Here is a 6,908-nt window from a genome sequence, read left to right as displayed (position 1 = left end):
GCGGCGACGGTCCCCACGAGACAGCCGGCGACTACTACCCTTGGACAAGACATCCTCCTGATGAGTGGTTGGGACACCAAGCCCGTTTACCCCATCAGGGGGATGTCCTGATCTCCAACCATCCGTTCAGGTCTTTACTACAGCCCCCACCACCGCTGGGGACCCCAGCCAGGGTCCCGCCACCGCTGGGGACCCCAGCCAGGGTCCCGCCACCGCTGGGGACCCCGGCTGGGGCTACCGCCACCGCTGGGGACCCCGGCTGGGGTTGGCCTCGTCGCGTGGGCGCCGGCGTGAGCGCGCGGACCTGACGACGATCGCGGCGAGCACCGCCGCCCACACCAGACCGAGCAGCAGCGCGAGGTTCCTGCCGTACGGCAGCGGGAGCAGCGACGGGTTCAGCGGGTCGCGGCCGAGGCCGAGGACGAGGGCGGACGACGCCACCACGAGCACCACGCTGACGAACAGGCCCGCCTGCACCGGCGGGCGCACCAGGGCCGGGATGAACCGCACGACGAGCAGTCCCGCGATGATCGTGAGCGGGGCGACGATCCCGTCATGCGCGACGAGCACGCCGGCGAGCCACCACAGCGCCGCGGGCACGTCGGCGAGCCGCCGGCTGGTGAGCAGCAGCCAGCCGCCGTACGCGACGCACAGCGTGCCGACCGCGAAGGCGACGACCAGTCCCTTGCGCTCCGTCACGACAGCACCTCGACGACCGAGACCCACTTGGTCTGCAGCACGCCGGGACGGTTCGGCGCGATGAGCCGGCACGGGTAGCCGTGGTCGGCGGCGAGCGTCTCGCCGTTGACCCGGAGCGCCAGCAGGGTCAACGGGTCGCGCGCGTGCGGCGGGTCGACGTACGACTGCCGGTACGCACCGCCGCGCTGCAGCGACTCGACCCGGACCCTGGCGTCCGGCCTCGCGCCCGCGCGGTCGAGCAGGTCACGCAGGGCGATGCCCTCCCACGTCGCGTCGGCGCTCCACCCCTCGACGCACGTGATCGCCAGCCACGACCGGACCTGCGGCAGGGCACGCAACGCGTCGAGGTCGAGGACGAGCTCGCGTTCGACGGCACCGGTGACACGCAGCACGTACGCCGGGTCGCGCAGCCGGCCGGCGACACCCGCCGAGACCGCGGTCTTGTTGACCGGCACGCCCTGCGGTCCGATGTCGCCGCGGCGCGGCGCGAGGAGTGCGAACGGACGCAGGCCCGGCACGGTCTGCCCCGCCGTGACGAGGGCGAGCAGGCCACTCGACGCAGCCGCGAGGCCGAGGAACTGCCGCCGTCCCAACGTCTCGCCGGAGTCGGGCGACGGCAACGGCACGCGGACGGCGTCACGGACCGTGCGCCATTGATGCGCCACGTGGACGACGAGCGCACCGACCAGCAGCCAGGCGACGGCGTAGTGGGTGGTGGTGAAGTTGAACGCGAACGGGTACCAGCGCGCGATGTTCAGGAGCCCGGTGACCACCTGGAAGAGCGCACCGATCACCAGGACGAGGACGAAGCCGCGCTCGGCGGCGTGCGCGAGCGAGCGGAACGGCGGCCAGCGGAACAGCCTCGGGTAGACGGCGTAGAACTTCGCGAGCAGGAGCGGGACGGTCGCCACCCCGGTGACGACGTGCAGGCCCTGGGTGACGCGGTAGAACGCGACGGGACGTGCGGGCCACGCGAGCCCGAACGGCGGGTGCTGCATGAAGTGGCTGACGAGCCCGGTGAGGAAGCACACGCCGAAGGCCAGGCCGAGGGCGATGCCCAGCCGGGCGGCGACCCCCGGGTCACGCAGCCGGCTCGCGAACCGTCCCTCCAGCCCGCGCGCGAGCTCGAGGCCCGCGGCCAGACTCACGGGCGGACGAGTGCGGCCAGCCATCTGCCCTCCTCCGCCCAGGTCTCGGCGATGGCGAGGCCGGCGGGCTCCGCGGTCGCGGCGAGGGCGTCGACGCCCACTGTCGCCCAGTCGAACCACTCGCTTCGCGTGGTACCCGCACGCAGCCGCGCGCGCAGCGTCCGCAGACCGGTGCCCGGCGAATCGGCGTCGACGAGGACGCGTCCGGTCGCCGCCAGCAGGGTCGCGACGCGGCGGAACAGCGCGACCGGGTCGCCACCGATGCCGACGTTCCCGTCGGCGAGCAGCACGGTCTGCCACCGGCCCGTGCCGGGGACGGGGTCGAAGACGTCGCGGAGCAGGACCGACCCGCCGGCGCGGGCGGTGAGCCCCACGGCCGCCGGTGTCACGTCGATGCCGAGCGCCACCTGACCGCGCGCGGCGAGCTCGGTGACGAACCGGCCGGGCCCGCATCCGACGTCGAGCGTCGGCCCCACGCACCGGGCGAGCAGCGACTCGTCACCGGGTCGGAGCGCCAGCCACTCGTCCACGGTGAACGGCCGCGCCTCGCCACAGGCGTACTCGACGTGCACGTCCCGCCGGCCGTGCAGCGTCTCCTCGTACAGGCCGCCGATCATGCCGCTCCCTCCTCAGCAGGATCGAGGTCGGCGAGCAGGCGGGCGAACCGCGTGTGCGGCGACGACGCGGCGACCCCTCGCGCGGTCGCCACGTCGTCGACGTCGGTGAGGGGGTGCAGCTCGTCGACCCGCAGTCCGAGCGTCCACAGCCGGCGCCGTTGGGCGCGGTACGTCGCCGGCGTCGACATCGGCACCCCGGCGAACGCGTGGTCGCGCGGTGTGCGAAACCCGATCGCCCAGTAGCCGCCGTCGGTCGCCGGGCCCAGCACGGCGTCGACCCCGGTGACGAGCAGCCGCCGCGCGGCCGCGGCGAGCAGCCGCGGGGTGAGCTGCGGGGTGTCCATGCCGACGAGGAGCAGGGGCAGCCCGCACAGCGCGTACGCGTCGCGGACGGCCCCGGCCAACCGGTCGCCGAGCCCGCCGGCGACCTGCTCGACGAGGTCGTACCCGGGGCGCAGCCACCCGTCGGGGTCCTCGTCGAAGGCGAGCGCGCGCGCCGCGACCGGAGCCGCACCGACCGCGTCGAGGGTGTCGGTCAGCGACGCCGCCGCGAGCGCCGCGGCCTGGTCCGGCGTGAACGGCGGGGTCAGCCGGGTCTTGACCCGGCCGGGTGCGGGGCGCTTGGCGAGCACGACGATCTGCACTCCGAGCGGTGTCACGAGGCGAGCACCCGGCTCATGTCACGGACGGTGCGGAGCGTCCCGCGGACGGTCCCGGTCACCTTCGACCTGCCGGCCCGCCGCAGGTACGAGACCGGCACCTCCTCGATGCGCCAGCCCGCCCGCGCCGCGCGGACGACCAGCTCGAGCGGGTAGCCGAACCTGCGGTCGGCGAGCTCGAGCGCCAGCAGCGCCTCGCGCCGGAACGCCCGCATCGGACCGAGGTCGTGCAGGCGTACGCCCGCCTCCCGGGACACGACGGCGGCGAGTGCCACGTTGGCCAACCGCGCATGCATGGGGAAGGCACCGCGCTCCGCCCGCCGCCGGCCGAGCACGAGGTCGGCCGTCCCGCGGACGACGGGACCCGCGACCCGGTCGAGCTCGGCCGGGTCGCACGACGCGTCGGCGTCCATGACGCAGACGACGTCGGTCCCAGCGGCGACGACACCCGCGTGGCACGCGGCGCCGAACCCGCGCTCGGCGACGTCCACCACCCGGGCGCCGTACCCGCGGGCGACCTCGGCCGAGCCGTCGGTCGACCCGTTGTCGGCCACCACCGCGCGGTACCCGGGCGGCACCCGCTCGAGCACCCACGGCAGGGCGTCCGCCTCGTCCAGGCACGGCAGCACGACGTCGATCACAGTCACAAGCCGCCCTCCGGAGTGAGCATCGCAGCGAGAGCGACTGCCGCAGGTTGCGTGCCGACAGGGCGTGAGCGAGGAGCGGAGCGGAGGAGAGCGGCGGGAAACACAGTCACGAACGTAGGCGCGCGCCCGGCCCGCGATCCTTACGAGCTCGTGACGGTCGGGGGTTGACACTACTATTCACTCAGTGAATAGTAGTGGTGTGTCCACTGCTCATGTGCTCCTCGGTCTGCTGGCCCGCGACGGCCGGCAGCACGGCTACGGGCTCAAGCGCGGGCACGACGGGCACCTGCCCAGGTCCCGGCCGCTGGCGTTCGGGCAGGTCTACGCCACGCTCGGCCGGCTCACCCGCGACGGGCTCGTCGCCGAGGCCGGCCAGAGCCGCGACGGCGGCCCGGAGCGCACGTCGTACGAGCTCACCGACAGGGGCCGCGCCGAGCTGGCCGCCTGGCTCGGTCGCGTCGAGGCGCCGGCGCCGTACGTCTCCGACACCCTCTTCGTGAAGGTGATCGTCGCGCTGCTCGCCCAGCCGGACGAGGCGGCGGCCCGCGACTACCTGACCGCGCAACGCGACGCGCACACCGGGAGGATGCGCGAGCTCACCGCGGTCAAGACCGAACCGGGATCCGGCCTCGCCGACGTCGTCGCGGCCGACTACGCCCTCGCCCACCTCGACGCCGACCTGCGCTGGATGCGCACCACCCTCGACCGCCTCGCCGAGCTGCGCACCACCGTTCGCGGCCACGACGACGTACGCGTGCTCGAACCCACCACCGCCGGAGTAGACGATGACTGAACCACAGGAACCGGTGCTCGCCGCCCGAGGCGTCGTCCGGTCGTACGGCCCCACACCCGCGCTCCGCGGCGTCTCGCTCGCGATCCAGCCGGGCGAGATCGTCGCGGTGACCGGACCGAGCGGCTGCGGGAAGTCGACACTGCTGCATTGCCTCGCCGGCATCCTGCGTCCCGACGCGGGCGAGGTCTGGTACCGCGGCGAACGCATCGACACCAGGAGCGAGCGCGACCTGACGCGGATGCGGCGCACGGACTTCGGCGTCGTCTTCCAGTTCGGCCAGCTCGTCGCCGAGCTCACCGCCGCCGAGAACGTCGCGCTCCCGCTCCTGCTGTCCGGTGTGCGCCGCGGGCCGGCGCGCACGACCGCCCGGCAGTGGCTCGACAGGTTCGGGGTCGGCGACCTCGCCGACTCCCGGCCGGGCGCGGTGTCGGGTGGCCAGCAGCAGCGCATCGCCATGGCCAGGGCACTGGTCACCGAACCGCGCGTGCTGTTCGCGGACGAGCCGACCGGGGCGCTCGACAGCCTGGCGGGCGAGCAGGCGCTCGAGCACCTGCTGCGCGTCGCCCGCGACCAGGAGACCACCATCGTCCTCGTCACCCACGACACGCGCGTCGCGGCGTACGGCGACCGCGAGGTCGTGCTGAGTGACGGCCGGGTCGACACGTCGGGCCTCGGCCTGTCGTCGCCCGTCGGCGCCCACGCGACCGCCCGGCGTACGGTGCAGGATGTGTCATGACCGCGCTCACCACCGTACGGTTCGCGCTCGCGGGGACGCGAACGGACAGCGTCCGGATCCTGCTCACCGCACTCGGCGCGGGCGCCGCGACCCTCGGTCTCCTGGCTGTGGCGACCGTGCTCTCGATCCCTACGGGCGGTGGGGACAACCCCGACGCGTACTACACCAACGGTCTGCTCGCCGAGCCCGGGCTGCGTCCGGGCCCGTCCGTCGCGCTCGTGCTCACCACGATCCCGGTGCTGTTCTTCGTCGCGCAATGCAGCCGGCTCGGCGCGCCGGCCCGGGACAGACGGCTGGCCGCCTTCCGCATGGGCGGCGCGACGCCCGCACAGACCGCGCGGATCGCGGCGACCGAGACCGGCGTGGCGGCGGCGCTCGGCGCGCTCCTCGGCGCCGCCGTCTACTTCGCCGGGCGAGCCGTCCTCGACGCGCCGGGGCCGAGCGGAATGCGCCCGCTGCCCACCGACGTGCTGCCGCCCCTCGCTGTCATGGTGGCGATCCTCGTGGGGATCCCGGTGTTGGCGATCGCACTGTCGTTGCTGCTGATGCGCCGGGTGTCGGTCACGCCGTTCGGCGTCGTCCGCCGGTCGCGCGACAAGAAGGTGCGGCCCTGGCCCGGCGTGCTCGTGGTGGTCGGCCTGGGGGGCTGGGTGGCCTTCACGGCCGCCGGCAGAGTGTTCCAGACACAGGACGCCGTGGAGTCCGGCCGGCTGTTCCTCCGCCTGGGTGTCGTGTGCACCCTGCTGGTGGCGCTGGGTCTCGCCCTCGGCACCGGCTGGATCGCGTACACGCTGGGCCGGCTGCTGCACCGGGTCGGTCGGCGACCGGCCGCGTTGCTCGCCGGCCGCCGCCTGATGGCCGACCCGTGGGCGGGCAGCAGGCTCCTCGGCGTCATCGTGATCACCACCCTGTTCGGCAGCGGTGCCGCGGCGGTCCACAGTGTCTTCGCGACCGGGTTCCGCGCCGACGACCTCAGTGACCGGGCCTTCACCAAGATGTCCGGCGAGGAGTACCTCCCGCGCGACACGAGCTTCTACGAGACGGCGTTCGACCTCATCCAGCTGGCGGTCGTGGTCGCACTCACGGTCGCCGTGGCGAGCCTGCTGGTGATGCTCGCCGAGCAGCTCGTCACGCGGCGACGGTCGCTCGCCGCCCTGGTGGCGGGCGGCACGCCGCGCCCCGTGCTCGCCCGTGCCCAGCTGCTGCAGACCGTCGCGCCGCTCGTGCCCGCCGTGCTGCTCGCCACGGCCGCCGGCACGGTCATGGCCTTCTCGGCCCTCGGGCGCGAGGTCCGCGGCGGCGAGTTCTGCGACGCCGCGGGGAACTGCACACCCCCGGTGACGCTCACCGTGCCGATCCCGTGGGCCGACCTCGCCGTCATCGCCGGCGGTAGCGTTCTCGCGGTGCTCGTGGTCACCGCGATCGGACTGCTCTTCCTGCGGTCGAGCACCGACGTCGCGGAGCTGCGGACCGAATAGGGGCGGTCCGCCCGGTCGGCGTCCGGTGCTCGGGGTGGCACCGGACGCCGACACTCCTTCGTCCGCAGGTCTTACGAGGTGGTGACGTCCGCGTCCGCAGCCGGCTCCCACCCGCCGCCGGCTCCTACGCT

General features: G+C 74.2%; 8 protein-coding genes. 3 read left to right on the top strand and 5 right to left on the bottom strand.

Going from position 1 to position 6,908, the window contains the following annotated elements:
• Nucleotides 1-234 precede the first annotated feature (234 nt).
• From GEV10_02430 to GEV10_02410, 5 genes are read right to left on the bottom strand one after another with little or no spacing between them, the layout of a single operon-like run.
• Complete coding sequence (locus tag GEV10_02430; GenBank protein MQA77331.1) at nucleotides 235-699, bottom strand: hypothetical protein; 465 nt, start codon at nucleotides 697-699, stop codon at nucleotides 235-237.
• Nucleotides 696-1,871: a molybdopterin-dependent oxidoreductase gene (locus tag GEV10_02425; protein ID MQA77330.1), complete on the bottom strand. Its 1,176-nt coding sequence runs from the start codon at nucleotides 1,869-1,871 to the stop codon at nucleotides 696-698. Before GEV10_02425 ends, GEV10_02430 begins: the two co-directional genes overlap by 4 nt.
• On the bottom strand, nucleotides 1,844-2,464 hold the full coding sequence (locus GEV10_02420; protein MQA77329.1) for an SAM-dependent methyltransferase: 621 nt from the start codon (nucleotides 2,462-2,464) through the stop codon (nucleotides 1,844-1,846). Before GEV10_02420 ends, GEV10_02425 begins: the two co-directional genes overlap by 28 nt.
• A complete protein-coding gene (locus GEV10_02415; GenBank protein ID MQA77328.1) occupies nucleotides 2,461-3,108 on the bottom strand; it encodes a DUF2064 domain-containing protein in 648 nt (215 codons plus the stop codon). The genes GEV10_02420 and GEV10_02415 overlap by 4 nt, the downstream gene beginning before the upstream one ends.
• A gap of 11 nt (nucleotides 3,109-3,119) precedes the next feature.
• A complete protein-coding gene (locus tag GEV10_02410; GenBank protein ID MQA77327.1) occupies nucleotides 3,120-3,761 on the bottom strand; it encodes a glycosyltransferase in 642 nt (213 codons plus the stop codon).
• Between the two features lie 208 nt (nucleotides 3,762-3,969).
• Between GEV10_02410 and GEV10_02405 the strand changes: the two genes are divergently transcribed.
• The 3 genes from GEV10_02405 to GEV10_02395 are packed head-to-tail and all read left to right on the top strand — an operon-like array spanning nucleotide 3,970 to nucleotide 6,777.
• Nucleotides 3,970-4,563, top strand: a complete 594-nt coding sequence (locus GEV10_02405; protein ID MQA77326.1) for a PadR family transcriptional regulator — start codon at nucleotides 3,970-3,972, stop codon at nucleotides 4,561-4,563.
• The gene (locus tag GEV10_02400) at nucleotides 4,556-5,299 is read left to right on the top strand and encodes an ATP-binding cassette domain-containing protein (protein MQA77325.1); all 744 of its coding nucleotides are present in this window, start codon (nucleotides 4,556-4,558) and stop codon (nucleotides 5,297-5,299) included. The genes GEV10_02405 and GEV10_02400 overlap by 8 nt, the downstream gene beginning before the upstream one ends.
• Nucleotides 5,296-6,777, top strand: coding sequence for an FtsX-like permease family protein (locus GEV10_02395; protein ID MQA77324.1), 1,482 nt, complete (start codon nucleotides 5,296-5,298; stop codon nucleotides 6,775-6,777). The genes GEV10_02400 and GEV10_02395 overlap by 4 nt, the downstream gene beginning before the upstream one ends.
• Nucleotides 6,778-6,908: the final 131 nt, after the last annotated feature.

It is taken from the genome of Streptosporangiales bacterium (genome assembly GCA_009379955.1).
Classification (GTDB): domain Bacteria; phylum Actinomycetota; class Actinomycetes; order Streptosporangiales; family WHST01; genus WHST01.
This window is presented reverse-complemented; position numbering and strand designations above follow the sequence as displayed.